General features: G+C 49.5%; 25 protein-coding genes. 7 read left to right on the top strand and 18 right to left on the bottom strand.

The features are described from left to right. Window positions 1-52 precede the first annotated feature (52 nt). Genes ABEB26_RS00295 through ABEB26_RS00280 form a run of 4 tightly spaced genes read right to left on the bottom strand, consistent with a single transcriptional unit; the run spans window position 53 to window position 1,954 of the window. Complete coding sequence (locus tag ABEB26_RS00295; protein ID WP_345719941.1) at window positions 53-466, bottom strand: LIC_13387 family protein; 414 nt, start codon at window positions 464-466, stop codon at window positions 53-55. Then, window positions 463-861 carry a hypothetical protein gene (locus ABEB26_RS00290; RefSeq protein ID WP_345719940.1) on the bottom strand — a complete coding sequence of 133 codons (399 nt, stop codon included), beginning with the start codon at window positions 859-861 and terminating at the stop codon, window positions 463-465. Before ABEB26_RS00290 ends, ABEB26_RS00295 begins: the two co-directional genes overlap by 4 nt. Before the next feature lie 6 nt (window positions 862-867). Further along, window positions 868-1,389 (bottom strand): DUF2867 domain-containing protein, encoded by a 522-nt coding sequence (locus tag ABEB26_RS00285; protein WP_345719939.1) that lies wholly within the window; start codon window positions 1,387-1,389, stop codon window positions 868-870. Further along, complete coding sequence (locus ABEB26_RS00280; protein ID WP_345719938.1) at window positions 1,331-1,954, bottom strand: TetR/AcrR family transcriptional regulator; 624 nt, start codon at window positions 1,952-1,954, stop codon at window positions 1,331-1,333. The genes ABEB26_RS00285 and ABEB26_RS00280 overlap by 59 nt, the downstream gene beginning before the upstream one ends. A gap of 165 nt (window positions 1,955-2,119) precedes the next feature. Between ABEB26_RS00280 and ABEB26_RS00275 the strand changes: the two genes are divergently transcribed. Continuing rightward, entirely contained in the window at window positions 2,120-3,283 is a 1,164-nt protein-coding gene (locus ABEB26_RS00275; RefSeq protein ID WP_345719937.1) for a glycoside hydrolase family 27 protein, read from the top strand. A gap of 61 nt (window positions 3,284-3,344) precedes the next feature. Here ABEB26_RS00275 and ABEB26_RS00270 read toward each other — a convergent pair whose 3' ends face one another. Together ABEB26_RS00270 and ABEB26_RS00265 are read right to left on the bottom strand one after the other, a co-directional pair. Continuing rightward, window positions 3,345-4,376: a choice-of-anchor J domain-containing protein gene (locus ABEB26_RS00270; protein WP_345719936.1), complete on the bottom strand. Its 1,032-nt coding sequence runs from the start codon at window positions 4,374-4,376 to the stop codon at window positions 3,345-3,347. A gap of 192 nt (window positions 4,377-4,568) precedes the next feature. Then, window positions 4,569-5,507 (bottom strand): NADP-dependent oxidoreductase, encoded by a 939-nt coding sequence (locus ABEB26_RS00265; RefSeq protein WP_345719935.1) that lies wholly within the window; start codon window positions 5,505-5,507, stop codon window positions 4,569-4,571. A gap of 110 nt (window positions 5,508-5,617) precedes the next feature. Here ABEB26_RS00265 and ABEB26_RS00260 point away from each other — a divergent pair, with 110 nt between their 5' ends. Continuing rightward, entirely contained in the window at window positions 5,618-6,004 is a 387-nt protein-coding gene (locus ABEB26_RS00260) for a winged helix-turn-helix transcriptional regulator (protein ID WP_486348283.1), read from the top strand. Window positions 6,005-6,007: 3 nt separating this feature from the next. Here the strand turns inward: ABEB26_RS00260 and ABEB26_RS00255 are convergent, their stop codons facing one another. The 7 genes from ABEB26_RS00255 to ABEB26_RS00225 all read right to left on the bottom strand — a co-directional run bounded on the left by ABEB26_RS00255 (window position 6,008) and on the right by ABEB26_RS00225 (window position 11,396). Then, window positions 6,008-6,784 (bottom strand): helical backbone metal receptor, encoded by a 777-nt coding sequence (locus tag ABEB26_RS00255; RefSeq protein ID WP_345719933.1) that lies wholly within the window; start codon window positions 6,782-6,784, stop codon window positions 6,008-6,010. Next, complete coding sequence (locus tag ABEB26_RS00250; protein WP_345719932.1) at window positions 6,777-7,415, bottom strand: hypothetical protein; 639 nt, start codon at window positions 7,413-7,415, stop codon at window positions 6,777-6,779. Before ABEB26_RS00250 ends, ABEB26_RS00255 begins: the two co-directional genes overlap by 8 nt. Beyond that, window positions 7,412-8,716 carry a glycosyltransferase family 4 protein gene (locus ABEB26_RS00245; RefSeq protein ID WP_345719931.1) on the bottom strand — a complete coding sequence of 435 codons (1,305 nt, stop codon included), beginning with the start codon at window positions 8,714-8,716 and terminating at the stop codon, window positions 7,412-7,414. The genes ABEB26_RS00250 and ABEB26_RS00245 overlap by 4 nt, the downstream gene beginning before the upstream one ends. Before the next feature lie 122 nt (window positions 8,717-8,838). After that, window positions 8,839-9,828 (bottom strand): NAD-dependent epimerase/dehydratase family protein, encoded by a 990-nt coding sequence (locus tag ABEB26_RS00240; RefSeq protein WP_345719930.1) that lies wholly within the window; start codon window positions 9,826-9,828, stop codon window positions 8,839-8,841. Window positions 9,829-9,848: 20 nt separating this feature from the next. Next, window positions 9,849-10,613, bottom strand: coding sequence for a glycosyltransferase family 2 protein (locus ABEB26_RS00235; protein ID WP_345719929.1), 765 nt, complete (start codon window positions 10,611-10,613; stop codon window positions 9,849-9,851). Between the two features lie 209 nt (window positions 10,614-10,822). Continuing rightward, window positions 10,823-11,080 (bottom strand): GlsB/YeaQ/YmgE family stress response membrane protein, encoded by a 258-nt coding sequence (locus tag ABEB26_RS00230; protein ID WP_345719928.1) that lies wholly within the window; start codon window positions 11,078-11,080, stop codon window positions 10,823-10,825. Between the two features lie 58 nt (window positions 11,081-11,138). After that, window positions 11,139-11,396, bottom strand: coding sequence for a GlsB/YeaQ/YmgE family stress response membrane protein (locus ABEB26_RS00225; RefSeq protein ID WP_345719927.1), 258 nt, complete (start codon window positions 11,394-11,396; stop codon window positions 11,139-11,141). Window positions 11,397-11,889: 493 nt separating this feature from the next. Here ABEB26_RS00225 and ABEB26_RS00220 point away from each other — a divergent pair, with 493 nt between their 5' ends. Together ABEB26_RS00220 and ABEB26_RS00215 are read left to right on the top strand one after the other, a co-directional pair. Continuing rightward, window positions 11,890-13,275 carry an MATE family efflux transporter gene (locus ABEB26_RS00220; RefSeq protein ID WP_345719926.1) on the top strand — a complete coding sequence of 462 codons (1,386 nt, stop codon included), beginning with the start codon at window positions 11,890-11,892 and terminating at the stop codon, window positions 13,273-13,275. A 153-nt stretch (window positions 13,276-13,428) separates the two neighbouring features. Further along, window positions 13,429-13,683, top strand: a complete 255-nt coding sequence (locus ABEB26_RS00215) for a hypothetical protein (RefSeq protein WP_345719925.1) — start codon at window positions 13,429-13,431, stop codon at window positions 13,681-13,683. Between the two features lie 61 nt (window positions 13,684-13,744). Here ABEB26_RS00215 and trxB read toward each other — a convergent pair whose 3' ends face one another. The 3 genes from trxB to ABEB26_RS00200 form a co-directional block, all read right to left on the bottom strand. Further along, window positions 13,745-14,695 carry a thioredoxin-disulfide reductase gene (gene trxB / locus ABEB26_RS00210; protein WP_345719924.1) on the bottom strand — a complete coding sequence of 317 codons (951 nt, stop codon included), beginning with the start codon at window positions 14,693-14,695 and terminating at the stop codon, window positions 13,745-13,747. Window positions 14,696-14,856: 161 nt separating this feature from the next. Next, window positions 14,857-15,414, bottom strand: a complete 558-nt coding sequence (locus ABEB26_RS00205) for a dihydrofolate reductase family protein (protein WP_345719923.1) — start codon at window positions 15,412-15,414, stop codon at window positions 14,857-14,859. 188 nt (window positions 15,415-15,602) lie between these two features. Continuing rightward, window positions 15,603-16,493: a DMT family transporter gene (locus tag ABEB26_RS00200; RefSeq protein WP_345720278.1), complete on the bottom strand. Its 891-nt coding sequence runs from the start codon at window positions 16,491-16,493 to the stop codon at window positions 15,603-15,605. A gap of 373 nt (window positions 16,494-16,866) precedes the next feature. On the opposite strand from ABEB26_RS00200, the gene ABEB26_RS00195 reads away from it, so the two are divergent. Both ABEB26_RS00195 and galK read left to right on the top strand, forming a co-directional pair. Next, complete coding sequence (locus tag ABEB26_RS00195; RefSeq protein ID WP_345719922.1) at window positions 16,867-18,258, top strand: cystathionine beta-synthase; 1,392 nt, start codon at window positions 16,867-16,869, stop codon at window positions 18,256-18,258. Window positions 18,259-18,438: 180 nt separating this feature from the next. After that, a complete protein-coding gene (gene galK, locus ABEB26_RS00190; RefSeq protein ID WP_345719921.1) occupies window positions 18,439-19,569 on the top strand; it encodes a galactokinase in 1,131 nt (376 codons plus the stop codon). Between the two features lie 293 nt (window positions 19,570-19,862). Here galK and ABEB26_RS00185 read toward each other — a convergent pair whose 3' ends face one another. Beyond that, complete coding sequence (locus ABEB26_RS00185) at window positions 19,863-21,395, bottom strand: aldehyde dehydrogenase family protein (RefSeq protein ID WP_345719920.1); 1,533 nt, start codon at window positions 21,393-21,395, stop codon at window positions 19,863-19,865. Window positions 21,396-21,655: 260 nt separating this feature from the next. Then, entirely contained in the window at window positions 21,656-22,483 is an 828-nt protein-coding gene (locus ABEB26_RS00180) for a sugar phosphate isomerase/epimerase family protein (RefSeq protein WP_345719918.1), read from the bottom strand. A gap of 334 nt (window positions 22,484-22,817) precedes the next feature. On the opposite strand from ABEB26_RS00180, the gene abc-f reads away from it, so the two are divergent. Then, the gene (abc-f, locus tag ABEB26_RS00175) at window positions 22,818-24,503 is read left to right on the top strand and encodes a ribosomal protection-like ABC-F family protein (RefSeq protein WP_345719917.1); all 1,686 of its coding nucleotides are present in this window, start codon (window positions 22,818-22,820) and stop codon (window positions 24,501-24,503) included. Window positions 24,504-24,556: the final 53 nt, after the last annotated feature.

Here is a 24,556-nt window from a genome sequence, read left to right as displayed (position 1 = left end):
TCGTGCTAACTATACTTGATTTTTTGGCCAACGTTTCAGCCCTACGATGGATTTAGGCTATTTTGCGAGCTTGGCGACTGGCCAAGGCATACAAAACCGTGGTGATCGTAAACGAGCCACTAGGAAAGATGAAAAAGTAGCGCAACGAAAGTAGTGCCAAGCCCAACGAAACGGCACTATTAAACCGCCAGATCGAGCGCAAGCGAACTGTATCATTGCCCAAAGCCCACATAATCAGCAAATTTAGGCCACCATAGACAATCAGCAAATAACCCATCGCCAAGGAAAAGCCGGTATTGAGTTCGAGCATGGTGCGTTGGGCCGCTGGCAATTGCACCTGAATTTGTTGCAAACTAGCCGCAGCGTTTGAATTAGCCGAGGTTTCAAATAGCTGAAAATGGGTGTGCCCAACCCCAACGAGGATAAAAATCCAAGCGCTGAGCTTGCCAAAAAAGCCAGTTTTCATTGATGGACTCCTTGGATACGTTGATTTTTCCGTGGCGTAGCCCACCATGTTAGCCCTGCCAATGCCGCTAATAATAACCATTGTGGAGCCAACCAAAGCTGACCAGCCAACAAATTCAGCCCTAGCCACAATAGGCTATAAGCCAAATATTGCCCAACGATCAGCCGTGCTTGATCAAGCGGTTGTGGGTGTTGCTCTAAACGCCAAACTTGATAGGCCAAGTATCCAAGATGGATTGTGATCATATGCCAAGTTGCTAAAAGTTCTAGGCGTGGGCTGGCTGCCAAGCTAGTTTGGTTCATGGCTTGAATCCCAGTTAATTGGCCGCCAACTCCATGAATCAATGCCGTTGCCCCACCAATTAAGCCTACAATTGTTGTTCGTGCTAGCATCATTTGCTCCTAGGCTGTTGGTTGACCCGCCAAACCAGCTTTGATCATCTGATTGACCACGATATGATGAAATGGCCGAATCACATTAAAGTAGACTGGCCCCGTCCAAGCGTGATAGCGCACAATTGTGACCGTATGCAAGTTGTAATTGGCTCCACCAAGCGGCTCTAGCACAATCGCCAACCAAGCGGTCAGATGCGATTCGCTGGCTGAGGCCACTAAATATTGGCCTTCGGCAGCGGCTGTAACCTTGAAAAAGCCCAAGTTTTGGCCAGCTTGCATTGGCACTTGCTCAGGTTTTAGTTGGTTTGAGCTGGGCACACCATGTTGGCGCATGCCCAATAAGCGCACAAAGCCCCAACGAATCGCATATAAACGTTGCATCCAACGCGGGTTATAGCCGATCATGGCTGCAATAAAACGGCGTAACTCCTGCTCAGGCTGGGTTGTATGAATTTGGCGTGTTTTAACATCAACATGATTCGCTTGGGCGATCAGTGGGGCCAGAATTGGGTGCTGCGTGATCGACATCGGAGCCTCCTGGAATTGCATACAAACGTAAAAATTCGTCATAAATTTGGCGTAAACGGGCCATTGGCAACATTGGCTGCATCAAAATAGCGCCCAGTAAAATGCTATAGCCGTGTTGGGCCATTAATAAACCGCGCTCAGGATCGCCAGTGATTGCGCTACAGAGTTCGGCCACAAAACTCACCCGTAAGTGATCGATGCGTTCGATCATGGCCCGAACCTCTAGGTCGGTTGCGGCCCAACCACGCATGGCAATCTCCACATCCCATGGGTCGTTGGCGGCATAAATTGCCACAATCGTCAGCAAATCGAACAAAGCACGTAATTTTTGGGCTGGGTCGTTATAGCCCGCCAAGTGCTGAATCACATCCAAGGTGTCTTGTTGCTCGAATTGCTGCAACAGCGCCGTTTTGTAGCTTGGCCAACCCCCAAAATGATGATAGAACGAGCCTTTGGTTACGCCCAAATCGGTGGTTAAACGCTCAATCGTCAAGGCCGCCACCGATTCGCTGCTGAGAATGCTCAAGCCATGGTGCAACCAATCCTCACGTCGTACTCGCGCCATATGGGCCTCCGTTATGCCACAACTAAAACATACCATACTGTATGGTATTGTCAAATCAGGTTAAAACTCTAAAAATATTATCCATGAAAAGCTTTGACATTGGCTAAGCTGGCAACCTACAATGATCGAATGGTAAGGAACGACCCTGACCACATGGAGAAATGTATGACGACTTCAGAACAGCCTCTCGCACCTACGCCCCCAATGGGTTGGAACTCGTGGAACATGTTTGGTAGTACGATTCATGAAGATTCAGTCCGTGCCACTGCTGACGTGCTGGTTAGCTCAGGCCTCAAGGATTGTGGTTATAACTATGTTGTGATCGATGATTGCTGGTCAACCAAAGTTGGCCGTGATGGCAATGGCGATTTGGTTGCCGACCCCGAAAAATTCCCCAGCGGGATCAAAGCACTAGCCGATTATGTGCATAGCCTTGGCTTGAAAATTGGCATCTACTCCGATGCGGCGCATCTGACTTGCGCCAGCTATCCTGGCAGCTTTGGCTTCGAGGAGCAAGATGCCCAATTGTGGGCTTCGTGGGGCATCGATTTCCTCAAATATGATTTTTGTTTTGCGCCCACCGACCAAGCCACCGCGATCGACCGTTACAGCCGTATGGGCGAGGCTTTACGCAAAACCAAGCGTCAATTTCTCTACTCGCTGTGTGAGTGGGGTGGCCGCAGCCCGCAGCTCTGGGGTCGCTCAGTTGGTGGGCATATGTGGCGGGTAACTGGCGATATTTTCGATAGCTGGGTTGATATTTGGGTTGCGCCGCACAAATATTATGGTGTAGGGGTTGATACAGCGATTGATATTGCCGCCAATTTGGCCGAATACGCTGGCCCCGATGCTTGGAACGATTTGGATATGCTGGTGGTTGGGTTGAAAGGCAAGGGTCAAATCTCCGGCGGCGGCTTATCATTCATCGAATATCAAACCCATATGTCATTGTGGACAATCGCCTGCTCGCCCTTGATGATTGGCTGTGATATCCGCAATATGGATCGGGACACCACCAGTTTATTGACCAATCGCGAAGTTTTGGCCGTCAACCAAGATAGTTTGGGGATTGCTGGACGGCGCGTGAAACAAACTGGCACTTGCGAAGTTTGGAAAAAACCGCTTGCTGATGGCTCATTGGCGGTTGCCTTGATTAATCGTGGCGCAATTGGCAGCGATTTAACCTTGCGAGCCAGCGATATTGGCCTGTTGGATACACCTAAATCAGTGCGCAACTTGTGGGCACAGGAAGATATTGCTGAATTTGGCGAAGCTTGGCAAACCCGCATTCAACCCCACGAAACGTTATTGCTCAAAATCAAAGCCTAAACTCCGCACCAAAATCCCCGTGAGATCACAGTGATCTCACGGGGATTTCGATTAACTTCCTTTAGCCATCATATTGGACAGGACACATATAGACCTTGTAGACCGGAGTCTGAGGCACAGAGGTCGCAGTTGGCGTGCGCGTTGGTGTATTGGTTGGGGTACGAGTTGGGGTGTTCGTCGGCGTATTGGTTGGGGTGCGGGTTGGCGTATTGGTAAAGGTTGGCGTTGGTGGCGTACCCGTTGGGGTATTGGTTGGGGTACGGGTATTAGTTGGGGTGTTGGTTGGCGTGTTGGTTGCGGTATTGGTTGGCGTGCGCGTGCTAGTTGAGGTTGGAGTACTGGTTGTTGTACTCGTTGGCGTGGCGGTAGCAGTAGCCGTATTAGTTGCGGTCGCCGTTGGAGTATGGGTAATTGGTGTTGGAGTATCCCCGCCCAAATCACCTGAATAGCTAAAATCATCGATTCCAATATACAGACCACGGCTTGCCGTATTGACAATATAATGGCGGAAACCAATCCGACCAATGGTTGGTTGATTAAGCCCACTTAACGTATAGCTAAACTGTGCCCAGTCGTTACAAGGATAGCCATCACTCCCATCAGCATCATGACCAAATTCCTGATCAGGATTAATTCGACCAAGCTGGTTTGAGAAATTACCAGTGTTATTGCCTGTGGCAACATTCGTACTTGTTCCAGCGGTGCTATAGCGAATATCTAAACGATCTGGTCCACCTGAACAACCAAGTGATCGAGTCCAAAATGAAACGGTTTTACCATTTTCGAGTAAAAGTGGGGGAGTCAACAGCCAATTGCTAACAATCGCACCAGTATCAAAGTTCGATGCCTCCCAAGATGAGCCTGCATATGAATTAGCAGCACCAGAGTGAGAATCCATATTATTGTTATTGGAACGGCCTTGTTTCCAGCGATTATGATCTGAATTGTCATTGTTGATTGGTTCACTACCATTCACAATTACCCAACCACTAGCCAAGACATCGTTGAATGAATCAAAATTCTCATTCAAAACCGTTGGCGCATTAGGTGCTTGCGGGCGAACCCAGCCTTGTAAACCGATTCCAATCAGCAAGAGTATCCCTAATAGCGAGGCTCTAAAGCGTGTTGCCATTGTCGATCGACCTCCCAAATAATTAGTGCAGATAGCCCTAAGTATAAGAAAACACTCAACAATCTGCAACATGGAAATGGGAAGTTAGTACTAGATGGCTTGGCAGCACTTGGCAGATAGCAACTAGGACTATCTGCCAACACACACCTTAATTTAGCTCACTTTTACCACAATTTTGCCGCGCACCCGACTACTTTGCATGCGTTCGTGGGCCGCTGCCATGGCCGTGAAATCGTAGACTTGCTCAACTTCAACCCGCAATTGTTGGCTATCGATCAATTTGGCAATCTCAGTTAACTGGGCTTGATTGGCCTGAACAAGATGGCTCAAGCTTTTACCGGCGTGGGCTGCGGCCAAATCGGCAGGTGGCGAACCAACAATTGTTACCAAGCCAGCTTGAGGTTTTAACACTGCATACGAACGCGCTTGGACTTCGCCGCCAACTGTATCAAACACCACATCAACTGGCGAAATTTGTTGCTCAAATGGCGCAGCAGTATAATCAACAAATTGATCAACGCCCAATTCGCTCACAAAGCCTTCATTACGAGCCGAAGCCGTAGCAATCACATGCGCTCCGCGTAATTTGGCCAATTGCACTGCCACATGGCCAACGCCGCCAGCCGCCGCATGCACGAGCACCCGATCACTAGCCTGCAAACCAACAACATCAAAGGCCTGCCAAGCAGTCAAGGTCACCAATGGCACGGCTGCGGCTTCTTCAAAACTTAGGCTTTGGGGTTTGGCAGCAACTTCAAGCGCTGGAGCTACCACATATTCAGCATACGCACCGCTTGGAGTAGGAAAATTGACCATACCATAAACTTCATCGCCAAGCTGCCATTGGCTAACATTCGAGCCAACAGCAGCAATTGTGCCCGCTACATCCCAACCAAGCACCACCGGAAAAGCTTGCTCTTCGAAAAAGGCGATCATGCCTGAACGCACTTTATAATCAACCGGATTAATCCCAATTGCATGAACTTTAATTAACACTTGATCTGCCGCAGGCTCAGGCCGAGCAATTTCTGCCTGCACTAATTCGTCAACGCCGCCATACCGATTAATTTGAATTGCCTTCATCGTCGCCATATCCAGATATCCTTCCATCTATACAAATATTGCTTTGCGCTTAGTATAAAGCGTGCTATGATTTTTACAAGAACGCACAATTTTGTCGGGTACTAACAAAATTGATACTATTGGATTCCAAAGGGATAAATCGTATGTGTCACAATTTTGAATCAGGCTATTCATGTCCGGTTGAGGCGACAATTGCGGTAATTGGTGGTAAGTGGAAGTGTGTGATTTTGTTTCATCTGTGCGATGGCAAGAAGCGATTTAGCCAATTGCAACGCTTCTTGCCATCAATTACTCAGCGTATGTTAACTCTACAATTGCGTGAACTTGAGGCCGATGGGGTAATTACACGCACCGTCTACCCCGAAGTGCCACCACGGGTCGAATATGCGCTGACCGATTTTGGCGAAAGTTTGCGGCCAATTTTGTTTTTGATGCGTGATTGGGGCCAAGAATATCGCGAGGCAGTTGCCACGACCAAAGCGCGGCAAGCTACTCACGTCAACTAAAACTTACTCAGTTTGCAACAAACGCCGATAGGTTTGTAAGGCGAGGGGAATGCGTGGGCCATACCACGTCAATAATTGACCATCGCAGCAATCAATTCGTGCCGCCAAGCCTTGCAATTCGTCAGCATCGGCTTGGCTGAATGGATATGGTTCGTCGGGCAGTAAAATGCGATCTGGTTGCAAGGCCGCAATTTCAGCCAACTCCAAACGTGGATAGCGCCCCGCTGGATCAGCCAAGCAATTGCTAGCACCGCAGCAGGCCAGCAAATCGGCGGCATAAGTCGCTTGACCAACCCACATCCAAGGGTCGCGCCAAATTGCCGTGGCTACCCGTTGGTGTGTGGTTGGCTTCAGGGCCAGTTCAGCCTGAATCGCCGCAATCAACCAATTAGCTTGTTCAGCTCGCCCAAAGATTCCTGCCAATTTGGGCAAGGTAATCATGGCTTGCTGCACGCTTTCAATATCGCTCACGTAAATCGTCAAGCCCGCCGCTTCGAGTGCTGCAATATCACGCTGACGGTTTTCTTCCTTATTGGCGATGATCAAATCTGGAGCCAGCCCAATAATCTGCTCGCGATTAGGATTTTTGGTGCCCCGTACTTTGGGCACTGTTGCCACTTGTTCAGCAGGCACAATACAATAATCGGTAATGCCCACAATTTGCTCAGCCAAACCCAACCAAAATAAGTACTCGGTCAAGCTTGGCACTAACGAGACAATTCGCTGTGGCACACGCTCGAAGCGCAGCAAACGCCCTAAATCATCGGTTATGTCAAACAAAGAGTTGTACCACAATATAGGTTACGAAGCTCAGAATTAAATTATAAAGCAACAGACTATAACCAACACTCACAAATGTTTCTTCGTAAGGCTTGGAGAACAATACACGCAACGCCTTCAAGGCAGCGGCCATAAAGAGCAAACTCAACGCTAGGTTGCCAAGGTTGCCAACAAAGCTAATAAATCCACCGAGCAAATAGAAAATACCACCAATCACGAGCATACTTGGCGACCAAGCCATGGCTAAGGCCGTTGCAAATTCATCACGTTGGCGAAAACTCAAACGCTGGCGCTGGGCAATAAATGAAATCAAGGCCGCAAAGCCTGCCGTATGTCCAAGCACATTGATCAGCAAGCTTTGACCAGCCAGTCGAGCCGGAAAATGATAAATCAGTAGGCCAATTACTAGGATCAAAATGCCACTGACAAATGCTCCAATCGCAACATAGATTAAGGCATTTTTGAGTGAGCCACGCCCACGCACCAGGCCAAAGGGCGGCTCGCTGGGCTTGCCAGCCAAGGCAATCGAGGCTTGCAACAGTTCGGGTAATTGCATAGTTGGGGCAGGAGTGGTTGGCGGCGATGATGGAGCAGACTGAGATGACGATGGCTGAGTGTTACGAAAACTCATTGGAATCCTCCACGCAAAGAGCGAGATTGCAATAGTTCGCGGTAGGTGGCAAGGGTTTGACGCGCCACAACGGGCCAATCGAAGCTGCGCCGTACAATCGCTGCGCCAGCAGCACCCCATTGCGGCCAATATTCGCGCAAATCGAGCGCTAAACGCAACGCATTGGTCAAGGCCCGCTGATTGTTGGCTGGCACAAGCAAGCCATTATGGCCGCTGATAACTTTATCGGGAATCCCACCAGCCGCAGTTGCCACAACTGGCAAGCGATGAATCATGGCTTCGAGTGTGACCAACGACGAACCTTCATACAAGGTTGGATGAATGAACAAATCAACATGTTCATACAGTGAATGCAATTCACGATCACTCAGACGACCAAGCAGGCTGACATGTTGCGCCAAACCCAGGCTTTGGGCTTGCTGTTCAAGCGCTGCTTGCTCTTTGCCAGTTCCAACCATCAACAAACGCCAGCTTGCAGGCAGCACATCGCGCAATTCGGCCAAGGCTGCCAAGAGCAGATGATAGCCCTTGTTACGCTCTAAACGGCTGACGGTCAAAAAAACCAGATCGTGGTCGGCAAGCTTCAAACGCTGCACCAAATCGTTGCCCAATTCGGCATCAACCTGACCCAAGGCCTCGGCCACATCAATCGCCGAGGGCAAGACCGCAACCCGCGCCGGATCAACGCCCAACAAGGTTGGTAGATCATCGGCGGTACAAGCATCGGTGGCAATCGCACAATCAGCTTGGCGATGGCTCCATGAATATTGCGCTCGAAACGGCGCATAGGCCAACTGCTTGCGCCAATCAATATTCTTATATTCTTCCATGCCATGGGGGTTGGCCAATTGAGGAATCCGCCGCAAACGAGGCTGTTGTTGCCGCACCAAGCCCCAGCCCAAAGCACACAAACCTTGGGTATGTACAATGTCAAGCTGGCCTTGCTGGGCAGTTTTGGCCACAGCACTAGCTTGTTGCCAAGTAAAAATCGGATAATTAAACTGTCGACCGATGATGCTATTCGGTCGCAACCAAGGGCTGGTGCGATCATAACGGGTTTCATGCAGCTCAATCAATGGGTTTTGGCATAAACGGGTATAGGCCTCGCCCGATGTGGGCGCATCCTGGGGAATTGTTTGGGTCCAAAGATCGAGCTTAACCCCTAAATCGCTGAGATGAGTCACCAAATGAAAGACATGGCGCTCGATGCCGCCAAATCCGTGTAACGGAAAAACTGCCCGACAGAGCATAGCGACGCGTATTTGTTGATCGATTGAGGCTGTTGGGGTTGTTGCCATCATAGAACCAAACTTCGTGCCCTCACCCCCTAGACCCCTCTCCCGCCCAGCAGGCGAGGGGGAACCGCTATAAACTAGCCCCTCTCCCGCCGCAGTGGGAGAGGGGTTGGGGTGAGGGATCTCAACTACCAATAGGCTTCGCGGAATTCACGGTAAAAGTTTACGGTATATTCAAGACCTTGGCGCAAACTCGTGGTCGGCTGCCAACCCAAGACTGCTTGAATTCGGCTGTAGTCACTATAGACGCTACCAATGTCGATTCGAGCCTTTTCGGGGGGAAACGGCACGAGCCGATACGAGCCAGTTCCAGCAACGTCAGTCAAGGTCGAAATCAATCGCAAATGGCTAATTGGCTCAGGGCCGCCGAGATTAAACACCTGACCATCGGCAGCCGGATTGATGGCTGCCAACAGGAAGGCTTCAACTGCATCATCAACATAGGTATAATCGCGTTGCTGCTCGCCATCACCATAAATGCTAATCACTTCATCATCAAGCGCTTGGCGTACAAACCAACCCAACGCTGTTTGGCGAGCATGGCGTACCAACATGCGTGGCCCATAGGTATTGGTCATGCGCAAAGCACAGGCCCGAATCCCATAGACATTGTTATAGAGAATGTGATACCACTCGCCCGCCATTTTGTTGATGCCATTGACATCGGTTGGGTGCAGCAGATGCTGCTCGTCAACAGGCACGTAATCGGGGCGGCCATAGATTTGGCGGGTGCTCGCAAAAACAATCTTGATCGCTGGATTATTGTGGCGACAAGCCTCTAAAATTGAAAGCTGTGCCCGACAATTAATATCCAAGTCGTTGAAGGGATTCTCCATTGAATCAATATGGCTAACCTGACCAGCAAGATTAAACAGATAATCTTGGCCTTGTACCAGATATTGCAACGAATGTTGATCGCGGACATCGGCAATATTAATCCGGACTTGTTCTGCCAAGCCATGGACATTCGCCATATTGCCGCCATATTCAGCAACTAAGGAATCAACGATAATCACTTCAGCGCCTAATTCGACCAAACGAAACGCGAGATTCGAGCCAATAAAGCCCAAACCGCCAGTAATCAAACAACGCTTACCACGAAATGCCTGCTCTAGCACACAACCTCCATAAATAGCCGTTAGCCCGCGTCGCGCCCAAGAGCACGTTGGCGAGCAGCTTGTTCTTTAAGATGTTTGCCAAGGATGACTAACTTCCACCAAAGCTGCAACAACTGAATCAGCGTCCGCCACAAACGGGGGAAATTGAAAAACTGTGATTTGCCATAGGTACGATGATAGTGATGAACTGGCACTTCAGCAAAATTAAATCCTGCATCTTGTAACTTTTTGACCAGTTCCAAGCAGATCGTGCCGCTATCGGATTCAAGATTAACCACATCAAAAACTTTGCGGCGAATCAGCCGAAAATCACAATCAACATCACGCAATTTAAAGCCAAATAAAAATTTGACTCCGTGGTGATACACTCGGCCAATAATTTTACGATGCAATGGATCTGAACGGGCAATCTTATAGCCGTTGACAATATCAACCTCAGGGGTCAGCACTTGATACAAATCGCGCAACTCGTTGGGGTCGTATTGGGCATCGCCATCAGTATAAAACACTAGATCTTTGGTTGCCGAGGCAAAACCTGTGCGTAACGCTCCGCCATAACCGCGGTTTTTGGGGTGGTGAATTGGTCGAAAACGTGGATATTTGGTGGCTAAATCATCAAGTACTTGCGCGGTATAATCGCTGCTACCATCGTTCACCACGATCACTTCATAATCATCGGTGAGTTCGGGTAAAACGTGAAATGCTGTAATCACCAAGCTACCAATGGTGCCAGCATCATTATAGGCAGGGAAGAAGACCGAAATACTTGGACGTTCGCTGGTCATTTATGATCCTTTGACTGATTGTTAATCGTTTTGATCACTGTCAACAGCAGCGATTATAGCAGAAAGCGCCGCCTCTACCGCCAGAGTTTGGTGTTAATTGGGCTACTTTGGCTTTTACAGCGTTGCGATTTAGCTGTAGTTAAACGAAAATCGCGAATGCTACGGCATTGTAGCATTCGCGATTCGTCAGATCAGGCTAGGATGCTGGCTTAGCGCACGCGCCCACGTTGGAAGAGGTTTACAATCCCAAGCAATACAACGGCACCAATCAGCGCGGTCAAGACGCTCCACAGATCAAACACGCTACCGGTCACGTTGCGATTGACCAAAAAACCACCAATGAACGCTCCGATGATCCCGACCACAATATTCAAAACTGCACCTTGTTGGGCATCGGTATTCATAATTTTGCTAGCAACCCAACCGATCAATGCACCGAAGATAAGCCATGCGATAAGTGAAAACATTCTAAATTCCTCCAAATAATTATTTTATTAATCAGTGCTTGGATTATTTATTCAAAGCTTAGCGCACGCGGCCACGTTGGAAGAGATTTACAATCCCAAGCAGCACAACTGCACCAATCAATGCAGTAAAGACGCTCATCAAATTGAACACATTACCGGTCACGTCGCGATTGATCAAAAAACCGCCAATGAATGCCCCGATAATCCCCACCACGATATTTAAAACTGCACCTTGTTGGGCATCGGTATTCATAATTTTGCTTGCGACCCAACCGATCAATGCACCGAAGATGAGCCATGCGATAAGTGAGAACATTGTTGATTCCTCCGCGTAATAATTTCAATAAGTGCTTGTCTTGACTACTACTGATTGCTTATGCAGAAAGTGTGCCAGCATTCTTTTTTCAGTAGTTGTAGATTGTTCATTGATTGTTCAATCTACGTATCATTCTACTGTTACTCTTATGCAGAAAGTGTGCCAGCATTTTTCTGTTTGCAATGTTCAGTCTGTCGTTCTGAATTGGAGTAAATGCAGAAAGTGTGCCACGGAGGAAAATATGAGGGATGAAGGATGAGGGATGAAAAATTTGTAGCTCGAAATACAACAGTGGCACAGAGAATCATATGGCTATTGGCTCAAGGCTATCGGAAACCCTTGGGAATTTCAAATAATCTATTATTCACAAGCCAATAGCTACCCGATCATCATGGCTCTATGTTCTTCATCCTTCATCCCTCATCCTTCATACTTTGCATGACTTCTGCTATTATGCATATATCGACATATTGCATGAGGTAACGGACACATCATGGCAATTCCATTAGGCGCAGCCCGTGGGCGGAGTAGCCAACGTAGCGCTGTATTAAAGTTGGGCTTGCCAGCAGTCGGCGAGCAATTATTAAGTTTGATGGTTGGGCTGGTTGATACCTATGTGGTGGGACACTTGAGCTTAGCCGTAGCCGCAGCCAATGGCTACGATCGCCAAATCGCCCTAGCGGCGACTGGGATTGCAAGCCAAGTCACATGGACATTAATCACCTTTTTTATGGCAGTGGCCCTCGGTAGCACCGTGGTCATTGCCCGGTTTGTTGGGGCCAGCGAACGTGAACAAGCCAACCAAACTTTGCGCCAAGCCTTGCTAATTGGCTTAGCGATGGGCTTGCTAAGTTTGTTTTTGGCGTATACGTTTGCGCCGCAACTCATGGATTTACTCGGCGCAAACGCCCAAGTTCGCCAATACGGCGCTGGCTATTTGCGAATTTCAGCCTTATCGATGCCGTTGATGGCCATGCTCTACGTTGGCAATGCAGCCTTACGCGGCTCTGGCGATACTCGTACACCGCTCAAGGTGATGTTGGTGGTCAACGGGATTAATGCTGGGTTATCGTTGTTGTTGGTCAATGGCTATCTCGGTTTTCCAGCAATGGGGATTAATGGAGCAGCTTTTGCCGCGATGAGCGGTCAGGGCATCGGCGGATTAATGGTGCTAGCCACGCTGATTCGCGGGCGCTCTGGCTTGAAACTTGATCAACTACCTCGTCCAAATGGCAACTTAATTTGGCGGATTTTGCGCCAAGGCCTGCCATATGGCGCTGAACAATTTATTTTTCAAGCAGCATTGTTGATTTTCATTCATTTGATCAACGATATTGGCACGGCAGCCTATGCTGCTCACAACACGATTATCACAATCGAGAGTATTTCGTTTTTGCCAGGCATGGGTTTGGCGGTGGCAGCAACTACCTTGGTTGGTCAGCATATGGGCGCAAATCAGCCGCAACAAGCGAGCGAAAGTGGTTTTGAAGCTTTTCGGCTTGGGGCAATCTTTATGGGAGCAATCGGCTTATTGTTTGTGATTGCACCTGAAGTATTTTTACGTTTTTTCGTGGCCGATGAAGAGGTTGTGCGTTTAGCCGCCTTGCCCTTGCGGATGGTCGGTTTTGCTCAGCCCGCCTTGGCCGCCAATTTTATTTTTAGCGGGAGTTTGCGTGGCGGCGGTGAGCCAAAGTGGCCCTTGATTAGCAAAATGCTGAGTGTTTGGTGTGTACGTTTGCCCTTGGCTTGGCTGTTGGTCAAGCAATTCGAGCTTGGCTTGAATGGCATTTGGCTGGCAATGTGTACCGATTTTGCCATCCAAGGCACATTGGCTTGGTGGCGCTTCCGCCAAGGCAAATGGCAAAGTGCGAAGGTTTAAAGAGGGGTCAGGGGCTAGGATTTAGGGTTCAGGTTTGAGGGTGTTTATTTTGATTGAAAGATGAGCACCCTCAGTTAATCGCAATTTGAATTGACTGGGATTAAATGCTATCTTGGCAATGGCTATCGATTCTATCATTTTGAGGAGATTAATATGGATCGAGAGATAGTTGATCGAATTCCATTAGAAATTCAGAAACAGATCGTTTACAATTTTCTCTTGCTTCGTGAGGATATTCAACCTTGCGTTGGGACACTCGTTGGTTATCGCATGCTGATTAATTCATATTCAGAGACAATCAATATCGCCGACTGCCAACACGTTATGCAGCACCTAGATGCTGCAATCAAACAATTAGAATGGTGCTATCAGACTTATTTTAAAAGCATCAAGCAGCTTAGAGATTAATTAAATCAGAGGTCAGAAAATTAATTCTGACCCCTGACAACTGAACCCTAGCCCCTCGTTATTACCACTGAGCCAAACTGGTTTGCTCGTGCTCAATTTGGTCTAAGAACCATGAAGCTTCCATGGCCGCCATACAACCACTGCCAGCAGCGGTGATCGCTTGGCGATAGACATGATCTTCTACGTCACCAGCCACGAAAACCCCTGGAACATTGGTGCGGGCACGCCCCGGGCTAACGATATAGCCGTTCTCATCCAACTCAATTTGATCTTTGAATAACCATGTATTAGGAATATGCCCGATGTATGGGAACACCCCATCGGCAGCAAAGGTTGATTCAGCGCCAGTTTTGACATTTTGCAAACCTACACCTTCAACCTTAACCGTGCCTTCAACCTTGGTGACCACCGTATCCCAAATAAATTTAATTTTCGGGTTATTTTGGGCACGTTCGATCAATACGGGGTCGGCGCGTAATTGGTCGCGGCGATGGATGATATGCACTTCCTTGGCATAGCGGGTCAGGAACAAACTTTCATCCAAAGCGCTATTACCGCCGCCAACCACCACCAAGGTTTTATCGCGGAAGAAGAAGCCATCGCATACGGCACAATACGAAACGCCGCGATTAGCCAATTCTAATTCACCAGGCACGCCCAATTTGCGCGGCGAAGCCCCAGTCGCAATAATCAGGGTTTCGGTTTCGACAATCGTACCATTATCAATATGCAGCTTGAAAGGCCGTTCGCCCAACTCAACTTTTTCGACAATCCCATCTAAGAAGTGGGTTCCAAAACGGGCTGCTTGTTTTTCCATTTTATCGGCTAAATCAAAGCCATTGATCGCATCGGGGAAACCAGGGTAATTTTCAACTTCGCTGGTGGTAGCAATCAAGCCACCAGGCTGAATTCCACGAATTACTAACGGGGTTAAATTGGCCCGCGCAGCATACAGCGCCGCCGTCAAGCCAGCTGGCCCCGAACCAATCACGGTTACTTTTTGCTTTTCCATCTGAATAAGGCTCCTTTGTTGGCAGCATCCCTGCGTTTCCAGTTGGCGTGGTCGCTGCATGTCGCATCAGTATAGCACGACTTATTGTTAGTATACATCAATTTTGTAATAAACGCTACATTTTATGTTTAGAAGCCTCTTTTTGGGTGTTAATGGAATGATCAACCTGCACGCTGGTAGTGCATGGCGACTGCTCCGTTGCGGAGCGATATCGACGAAATCAACGTAAGCCGTCGCGTGTTGGGCAGCCCACTTGCGTACAAGGTCGGGCCATGGCCAACGATCCTCGGGTGGACAAGGAACTTGTACTCATCGATCAGATCCAGTCGGTCTAGTTCGGTCGCGAGCCTGCCGCTCCCAAGAAGCACACCATTTGGGGTCGCGTCCTTAAGCTGCTGGACTGCCGTGCGCAGATTGCCCGTAATGAGGTGGCTGTTCGTCCAAGGGAAGTCCGTTCGTGTCGAGGATACCACGTACTTCGGCTTGGCATCCAGCTTGATCGCCCACTCGCGCAGCGCCTGCGGTGCCTCCGTGGTGCCGCAAGCGACCGCCGGCCAGTAGCCTTCCATCATCTCATACGTGATACGGCCCCAGAGCATTGCCCCGCTCTCGTCCATAAGCCGGGTGAAGAAGGCGTGGGTCTCGTCGTCGGCGATGCCTTCCTGGTGATCGATGCATCCGTCGAGGGTGATGTTAATACTGAAGGTCAAGCGTCCCATAGTGTCCTCCGTTTGAGCCAAGGCGAACATACAGTATACCTCAGCCTCGTTAGTATAACGAACATTTGTTCGTTTTTCTACTTCCTCCTGCATTAAAGAGCTATGACAACGATTCGAGCAGTCTGTAATGCAATGGACAAAGAAGGGTTGCATTGGCACGTAATCGTCTTTGTCCAGCAATTTGACCATTACTCTTTTTGGGTGTTAACCAGCCAAATGCCACCAATAACTAAGCTACCACCGATGATTTGAAAAATCTGCAAGGGTTCGTTTAACAGCGGAATCGAGATGATTGCAGTCAACACGGGCTGTCCCAATAAACTGACTGAAGCCGTTGCAGCTTTGATATGCCCAAGTGCATAGTTGATCGCCAGCCAACCGCCGAGGTGTGAAACCAAGCCCAAGCCCAGCAACGACCACCATGTTTTGGCGCTAAACCCAACGATGCTATAGCCGCCAATCAAACACATCAAGCCTAAAATGACCACGCTGACCACGATTCCTAAGGTCATAAAGGTCAAGGTATCCAGTTCGGCGCGGGCGCGTTGGGTTGTGAGCAAATAGGCAGCATAAAAACCACCTGCCGAGATCGCTAGCAAATCGCCTTGGCTAATCGTGAGCTGTTGTAAATTCTCGCCCATAATCACCACTACGCCAATCAGGGCAATTGCCATGCCCCACCAAAAGCGCTGTGGCAAGCGTTCGCGAAAAATCAACCAAGCGCCCAAGCCAACCCATAGCGGGGCATTATTGGCAAACAGGGTTGAGTTGGCGGCTGAAGTCAGCAAAATTGCGCTATTCCACAGGGCTAAATCGAAGGCAAAAAAAACACCGCCCAACAGCGAAAGCCGCGTAGCTTGCTTGGGCAGCTGCTTAGGCCGTTTGGCAAACCACCATGGCAGCAAAATCGCCGCCGGAATCAGCATGCGGTAAAAGGCCGAAACTGGCCCTGGCACAGCCGCCCACTTAACCCAAATTGCCGATAACGCGATACAAACAATGCCAATTGCCAGCGCCACATAGGCTCGCCATGGAATTTCGACCCGATTCTGATTGGTTGAGATTTGCACTGCCTGCATCGAATTCACCCACTATTCCTGTATTCATTTATGCCAATATGTGCAGTGTACCATAGCAGGGATCGGTCATTAGATGGAAGGGATCAGGGGTCAGGATTCAGGGGCCAGATTTTTATCCACGAAGGACACGAAGAGCACGAAGGGCTGTTGTTTCGCTACAGATTGACCCAGATTTGTTTGATTATCACTATATGCCATCGCCTGATCCCTAACCTCTGCCCCCTGATCCCTATATTCTTTTTACCTTTTACCTTTTGCCCTCTGCCTTCTGCCTTTAAGATGTGCTACCATGAGGCCAAGCATTTTGCTTGCGGCATTGAATTTTTGCGATTAGGATAGAAGCATGACAGATCAATCAACTCAGGAGCACCCAATGACAGAGACGGCAACAATGGCGATGCCGCAAATTCACGACACCATTTTGGACGCGATCGGGAATACGCCCTTGGTTCGCTTGAATCGGGTCAATCGTGGGGTTCGCGCTCAAGTGCTGGCCAAAGTCGAATACATGAATCCAGGTGGCTCGGTCAAAGACCGCATCGGGATTGCCATGATCGAGGATGCCGAGCGCTCAGGCCGACTCAAACCAGGTGGCACGATTGTCGAACCAACCAGCGGGAATACTGGCGCGGGCTTAGCAATTGCGGCGGCAATTCGTGGCTACAAAACAATTTTTGTGATGCCCGACAAAATGAGTGACGAAAAAATTCGTTATTTGCGTGCTTTAGGAGCCAAAGTCGTAATTACCCCGACAGCCGTCGAGCCAGACGACCCACGCTCGTATTATTCGGTTTCCAAGCGTTTAGCCGAAGAAACGCCTAACGCGATTTTGGCTGGTCAATATTGGAACCAAGCCAATCCTGAGGCCCACTACCGTACCACTGGCCCTGAAATCTGGCGACAAACCGCTGGCAAAATTGATGCATTCATCGCAGGTATGGGCACTGGCGGCACAATCAGCGGTACGGCGAAATTCTTGAAAGAGCAAAATCCCAATATTCAAGTCGTCGGGATTGATCCAGTTGGTTCGTTGTATACCGAGTATTTCCGCACTGGCCAGCTTGGCCCAGCCTTTGGCTATAAAGTTGAAGGGGTTGGTGAAGATTTCTTGCCTACCACGATGCACTTCCAATATGTTGATGATGTGGTGCAGGTTGGCGATAAAGAATCGTTCGTAATGACTCGCCGCATGGTGCGCGAAGAAGGCTTGTTTGTCGGCGGTTCGTGTGGAATGGCCGTAGCGGGTGCGATGCGCTGGTTGCGTGCCCAAAATTGGGACGAAAGCAAAACCGCAGTGATTCTACTGCCCGATTCTGGCGTGCGCTACATCAGCAAAATCTTCTCGGACGATTGGATGCGCGAAAATGGCTTCTTGGAAAGCGAACCAATTAGCCAATTGCTCGATATTCGGCCACGCTCGGTCATTTCAGCCAAAGCAACGCACACCGTCGCCCAAGTTATCCAAGATATGAAGGCCAACGATATTTCGCAAATGCCAGTTGTGCGCGATGATGGCACGTTGGTTGGCTTGATTACTGAAGTTGATTTGCTGGATTATCTGCTTTCGGGCGCTGGCCAGATGGATCATCAAATTAGCGATATTGTCAGCAGCGCCGTAGCAACCGTCGGCCCCGACACCAGTATCGATGCTTTGACCGAAGTCTTTAGCCGTGGTCAAGTCGGGGTTGTGGTTGATGAATCCGAAGTTGTCCGCGGGATCATCACCAAAATTGACATGATTGATTATTTAGCCAATAAGGCATAAGATCTAGCCGATCGCTTTCGTGCGTTGGCTTGCAAGATCGGCTTTGGCTCATTCGACAAGCAGCATCCAATCGCGCTATTGGGTGCTGCTTGGACTATATCCTCTGCTGTACTCCACCAAACTTGGCAGTGCTCCTTCGCCAGCTAACGTACTCATTGATAGATTTTGGAGCATTTGGCTATGACTGAGGTTAAAGCTGCATTTTTTGTTCGTTCTCCAGGTCGGGTTAATCTAATAGGCGAGCATACCGATTACAATGCTGGGTTTGTTATGCCGCTGGCACTTGAACGTGGCACAACGTTTCAGGTTCAACCCCGTGATGATCAGCAGTTGATTGTGCATGCCCTGCGTTTCAATGCTCATGATCAAGCCGATTTGGCTAATTTGGCAGCTGGCACACATGGTGATTGGCGCGATTATGTGCGGGGTACAGCCCAAGCCTTGCTTGATGCTGGCTACGCATTGCAAGGCGCTGAGATTAATATTGATGGCGATTTGCCGCTGAGCGGCGGATTAAGCTCATCGGCATCACTAGAAGTTGGCTTGGCTTTTAGCCTACTCCACGCCCAAGGCATCACGATTGCACCTGCCGAATTAGCCAAAATTGCCCAACGCGCCGAAATTGAATACGCCCATGTTAATTGTGGAATTATGGATCAGCTCTCGATTGCTGCAGGCGTTGCAGGCCATGCCACATTAATTGATTGCCGCTCGTTGGAAATCGAGGCTGTGCCAATTCCGGCTGAAGTGGCCGTTTTGGTGATTGATAGTGGTGTGCCACGCACCTTGGCTGGCTCAGCCTATAATCAACGCCGCGCCGAATGTGAACAAGCTGTGGCAATTTTGCAGCAACTCGACCCAAGCATCAACGATTTGCGTGATGTCAGCAGCACTTTGCTAGCCCAAGCCGTCGAACAAGATCGCTTTGAAGATGTTATTTATCGGCGTGCCCGCCATGTTGTTAGCGAAAACGAGCGCGTGCATAAAGCCGCCGCCGCTTTCCGGACTGGCGATTTTGGCTACGTCGGCGAGTTGATGAATGAATCGCACTGGAGCTTACGCGACGATTATGAAGTTAGCGGCCCTGAACTTGATCAACTAACTGAGTTATTGCGCGATATGGCTGGGGTTTGGGGCGCACGCCTAACTGGCGCTGGCTTTGGTGGCTGCTGCGTGGCCTTAGTCGAAGCCAGCCAAGTTGATACGGTAATTGCAGCTTTAGGCCCAGCCTACCATGCCGCCACTGGCCGCACCTGCGAAGCCTTCAGCACCAAAGCCTCAGCGTTAACCATTGAAGAACCTAGAGCATAGGGCATAGAATATTGGGTTCTCCCGTTCCCTCACCCCCGGCCTCTCTCCCACTACGGTGGGCGAAGGGAGCACTCCCCTGAAGCGGTTCCCCCTCACCTCGCGTGCGGGAGAGGGGGTCAGGGGGTGAGGGAATAATGGCGTTTGCCAACTCCTAAATCATTACAGCTATTGACTATCGAACATTGGTTGGAAATACCAACAATTATTCCGATAGTCAATAGCCTATAGCCGCATCCTTCATGCTCTTCGTGTCCTTCGTGGTTAAAACCTTCTTCCAGACTCCATCTAATTACTCAATCATCAAGCCGTGGTGTAACAATATCGACCCAAATGCGGCGCGTGCGTTCTTGGGTCAAGTCGGTATGAATATGCTTGATTTCGCTATAGGCATCAAGCGCATTCGGCCCCAACTCGCGGCCAATCCCACTATCTTTATAGCCACCAAATGGCGCTTTGGCGTTGATCAGGTGATGATCGTTGATCCAAACTGTGCCAGCCCGAATTGCCCGTGCCACTTCTTGGGCATCTTGCAAATCGCGGCTCCAAACGCTGGCTGCCAAACCATAGTTAGTGGCATTAGCAATCGTGATCGCCTCGCCAACCGTGTGATAGCGAATCACCGATAGTACCGGCCCGAAAATTTCTTCCTGGGCGATGCGCATCTGGTTATGCACATCGGTAAAGATCGTTGGTCGCACAAAATGGCCATTGGCAAGCTTAGGATCATCGATGCCCACTCCGCCACAGCGCAAAGTAGCGCCTTCTTGAATCCCCAGCTCGATATAGGCTTCGACCGCGCGTTTTTGGGCAGCTGAAACCAACGGCCCCAAATCGGTTGTAAGATCAAGTGGATCGCCCAGCACCAATTGTTCAACCCGCGCAACCATGCGCTCAACAAACTGATCGTGCAGTGAATCGGGCAAGAGCAAGCGCGTGCCAGCCTCGCAGCTTTGGCCAGAGTGCATAAAGGCCGCCCAAATTGCCCCATCAACCGCCAAATCAAGATCGGCGTTGGGTAATACAACCACTGGCGATTTACCGCCAAGCTCCAAGGTAACTCGTTTGAGATTGCACCCAGCGACTTCGGCAATTCGGCGACCAACCTCGGTTGAGCCAGTAAAAGCAATTTTATCGACCTTAGGATGGCTGGTCAGGCGTTCGCCCACCAAACCGCCAGGCCCAGTCACCACATTGAAAACGCCATGGGGCAACAAATCGGCTTCGTGAATCAATTCGGCCATGCGCAAGGCCGTAACCGGAGTTAATGAGGCTGGCTTGAGCACCAAGCTATTGCCAGCGGCCAAAGCTGGGCCAATCTTCCAAATTGCCATCAAAAATGGGTAGTTCCACGGGATAATTTGGCCACAGACCCCAATCGGCTCACGCCAAACCGCATTAGCACTTGGCGAAGGGAAATCGATATAGGGCAAGGTTTGCATGGGGTGTTGCCGCGCCAAATCGGCAAAATAGCGCAAATGCTCGATGCCAACTGGAATATCCAGCCATGAACTTTTGCGCAGGGTCGCGCCGCCGTTGAGCGTCTCAAGCTCAGCCAATTCGTCGGTGTTCTCTTCAAGCAAATCGGCAATCGCCTCGATCGTTTTAGCGCGATCAACAGGCCGCATTTGCGCCCACGAACCAATATCAAAACTCTTCCGCGCAGCCTCAACCGCTCGATCGATGTCGTGGATGGTGGCTCGCGCTACTTGGGCGATTGGCTCGCCAGTCGCGGGATTGTACAGGGTTTCGCTAGCAGCATCGCTGGCCGCGACCCAAGCTCCGTCAATATACAGACCAAACGAGCGAAGGCTATCTGATTGAGTCATTTTGGCGTTCTCCGTTGAAGGCGCACAGTCGTTATTGCATGATCATACCCTAAGCAGGTTTATGACGCAAGGTGTCACGTTATGATTGAAGATCGGTTGTAAAGACCGGAACCGCGAAGAACGTGAAAACCGATTTTTTAGCCACCGATTTATTTGATTAGCCACTTATGCCCAACGCAATCCTACGTTACCTAACTCCTAATCCCTGAAACCTAGTCCCTACTCATCCTCTGCACCTCTATGTTAAAACCGCCCACACTTCAAGCAGCTTGCAACAAAGCAGCCTTCAAATAGGCCAATGAATCAATCAACGCAGCATCAGTATCACGCCCATACCCACCTGATTTGGGTAAACCACCAATTTCTAAGATCGCAGGGCCGTGAAAATTGGCAGCAACCAAGGCTTGGCAATAGGCCGCAAAATCAATCTTACCCAGACCCAAAGGCAGGTGGCAATTAACCTCTGGCAAAGGCGTATCTGAGATGTGCAACATACTCATTCGCGGAACTAATTGCAAAAATCCAGTTAAATCCTCTGGTAAGGTATGATTAAAATCCCAAACGAAACCCAAATCTGGCACAGCATCCAGCAGTTGGCGACAGGCTTGCGGTGTGGTAAACAAGCGTAAAATCGGGTCGTTATGCTCGAAGCCAAATTTAAAGCCATACTGCTGAGCCAAAGCTACACCTGCGGCAAATTGGGATTGTAAAGCAATTTCAAGCTCAGCAACTTGGGTAGGTTCTAAGGCAGGCAAATTATAAAGATGCCAATGCACTCGTTGACAGCCCAAGCCAGTGATTGCAGATAAATTGGCTTCAAGCACTTCCAGCGGCGTTTGACCTGCCTCAGAACGCCCATTTGCCTCAATTTTAAGGGCAATTTCCATTACCGCCGTAATTTGATGGGCTGTGAGTTGTTGACGAATGCTAGCAAAATCGGCTCCCAAGGCTGCGGCTTGTAAGCCTACTGGTTTACCCTGAAACTGAATACTGGCAAAACCATTGGCAGCAGCAAAATTAATTTCATTCAGTGCAGGCCGCCAATTCTGTTCGAAAAAACGCCCATTTAGGCCAATTTGTAAACTCATCGAATATTCCTCGCTAAATCAATTGGTTGATTAAATGAGCTTGGCTGGATTTTAGATTCGGCCTAAAGACCGATCATGATCGTTGCTTGCTTATGCTATCCTAGCCGCACTTAATGGATTATAGTTTGGAAGACGATTATGGTTTTCAATGCATTTATGGGCGTGATTCACGCACGGAAAGGGTTCAACAAGGGCGCAGACAGGATAGCTGCGCCTAAAATCTGAACCATTTGCTATTGAAACCAAATGATTAAGACTAGGGGGCAGCATTATGCGCCTCTAGTCTTTTTTGATGCTCGTGCATAGTGCTGCCCCCTATTTTGGAGGTTGCCCGATGATTATCGCTAGCGCTCAAGATTTACACTACAGCATTGGTGGTCGAAGCATTCTCAACGGCCTGAATTGGGAAATTCACGAACGCGCCCGCATCGGCCTGGTGGGCGCGAATGGCGCAGGCAAATCAACCCTACTACGCTTATTGGCGGGCTTTGAAACGCCAACGGCTGGTCACATTAGCACACGCCGTGGCTTGCGCATCGCCTATCTTTCACAGCATATTGTGGGCGATCAGCGCACACCTTTACAAACCGTCATGGCCGCCCGCCCCGATTTGAGCGAACTTGAAGCCCAAATTCAGGCTTGCGAAAACCAACTGGGCGAGCCAGCGATCGCCAACGATCTTCAGCGCATGAATCAGGTTTTAGAGCATCATAGTCGCCTATTGAACCAATTCGAGGAGTTGGGTGGCTCGATGCTCGATAACGATGCTCGTGGCTATTTACAGCAATTTGGCTTTGATAGTAACGATTTGAATTTACCAACCAACTCGCTCAGCGGTGGCCAACGCAAAATGATCGGTTTGGCAAGTTGTTTGATTCAGCGCCCCGATTTATTACTGCTCGACGAGCCAGAAACTCACCTCGATTTGAATCGCCGCGAGTTTTTAGAGACGACAATTCGTGAGTTTGCGGGCGCGGTGGTGATTGTCGCTCACGATCGCTACTTGCTCGATGAAACCATCACTAGCGTTGTGCATTTGGAAGCTGGCAAAACTAGCCTCTGGCTGGGCAATTATTCGACCTACGCCGTCAATCGCCAATTGGCTTTGCAGCGCCAGCAGCAAGATTTTGCGGCTCAACAAAAGGAAATTAATCGCTTAGAAGAAGCAATTAAGCGTTTTCAACTGTGGGCTTCGTTAGTTCCCAACGAACGCCATATCAAGCAAGCACGGGTCAAGCAAATGCAGATTGATAAGATGGATAAAGTTGAAAAACCCGTGCTAGAACGGCGCAAAGTCGGCTTGAGCCTACGCTCCGAGCAGCGTGGCGGCCAAAAAATCATCGATCTGCGTGATGTCAGCATGAGTTTTGGTGACGATTTGGTCTTACTCGGAATTGAACAAACGATTTGGCGCGGCGAACGAGTTGGGATCGTTGGCCAAAATGGAGCTGGCAAAAGTGTGTTGGGCAAATTGATGCATGGGCAATTTGAACCAAGCGATGGCATGGTTTGGGTTGGCCCATCGATCGACATTGGCTATTTTGCCCAAGGCGTTGAGACGCTTGACCATAGCCAAACGCCGATTGATGTGGTACGCCTAACCCGCTCAATGTACGAGGGCCAAGCGGTAGCCTTTTTAGGTGGATTTTTGTTTAGTTATGCTCAATGTCGTCAAAACATTGGCTCGCTTTCCGGTGGCGAACGGGCACGTTTGCAATTGGCCTTGTTGATGTTAGCCAAGCCCAATTGTCTGATTCTTGATGAGCCAACCAACCACTTGGATATCGATTCAGTCGAAGTCTTAGAAGATGCTTTAGAACGGTACGACGGCACAGTCATTGTGATTTCGCACGATCGCTACTTCCTTGATCGGGTGGTTGATCGGGTTTGGGCGGTCGCTGATGGTAGCGTCAAAGCCCATCTTGGCGGTTACAGTGCTTGGCGCGAAGCTAGCAAAGCCCTGCCCGCCCCCATTATCGAGCCAGTGGTGGTCAAAGCCAAGGCCAAAGTCAAACGATAGAAGGGATGAAGGATGAGGGATGAAGGATGAAGCTAGCGTTAAGAGGTGGGAAT

The organism is Herpetosiphon gulosus (genome assembly GCF_039545135.1).
GTDB classification, from domain to species: domain Bacteria; phylum Chloroflexota; class Chloroflexia; order Chloroflexales; family Herpetosiphonaceae; genus Herpetosiphon; species Herpetosiphon gulosus.
Note: the sequence above shows the minus strand (reverse complement) of the source record. Positions and strands in the feature narration are given on the sequence as shown.